Source organism: Methylobacterium oryzihabitans (genome assembly GCF_004004555.2).
Lineage (GTDB): Bacteria > Pseudomonadota > Alphaproteobacteria > Rhizobiales > Beijerinckiaceae > Methylobacterium > Methylobacterium oryzihabitans.
The window spans coordinates 1-930 of the sequence record NZ_SACP01000079.1 but is presented as its reverse complement, the minus strand read 5'-3'; the positions used below and the strand labels follow the sequence as shown (position 1 = coordinate 930).

At 76.3% G+C, this 930-nt stretch carries 1 protein-coding gene; it reads left to right on the top strand.

The window, feature by feature from the left end; genetic code table 11:
• A partial coding sequence (locus tag EOE48_RS29505) for a YDG domain-containing protein (RefSeq protein ID WP_246155049.1) occupies positions 1–930 on the top strand: 930 nt, incomplete at both ends.

Below are 930 nucleotides of genomic sequence, written 5' to 3'. Positions count from 1 at the left end.
CACGCGGGCCTACGACGCCACCGCCGCCATCGCGGGCGGCCTGCTCACGGTGACCGACCGCGTCGGCGCGGACGTCGTCACGCTGTCGGGCACCGGCCGGCTCGCCGGCCGCGACGTCGGCACCCAGACCCTCACCGACCCGTCCGGCCTGACGCTGTCCAACCCGAACTACACCCTGGCGGGCGCCACCGGCGGGGTCACGATCGCCCCGCGCGCCCTCGTCGTCACCGCCGACGCGCAGAGCCGCCTCTACGGCGAGGCCAACCCGCCCCTGACCTACACCGTCGGCGGCCTCGTCGGCGGCGACGGCCTCGGCGGCAGCCTCGCCACCACCGCCGGCGCCGCGAGCGGCGTCGGCCGCTACGCCATCACCGTGGGCTCGCTGGCGGCCCCGGCGAACTACGCCCTGACCTACCAGGGCGCCGACCTCACCGTCACGCCGCGCCCGGTGACGCTGTCGGGCACCCGCGTCTACGACGCCACCGCCGCCGTCGCGGGCGGCCTGCTCACCGCCGGCAACCTCGTCGCCGGCGATGCCGTGGCCGTGTCGGGCACCGGCCTGCTCGCGGCCAAGGACGTCGGCAGCCAGAGCATCACCGGCCTGTCCGGCCTCGCCCTGTCGAACCCGAACTACACGCTGGCCGGCGCCACCGGCGCGGTCGCGATCACGCAGGCCACGCTCCTCGTCGGCACCCTCTCCGCCCGCGACAGGACCTACGACGGCACCACCGCCGCCACGCTCGCCGGCACCCCGTCGATCACCCCGTTCGGCACCGATGCGGTCACGCTGACCGGCACCGGGATCGGCACCTTCGCCAGCAGGAACGCCGGCACCGGGATCGCGGTGGCCCTGTCGGGGCTCGGCCTGACGGGGGCCGATGCGGGCAACTACCGTCTCAGCCTGCCGACGCTCTCCGCCGCCATCTCCCC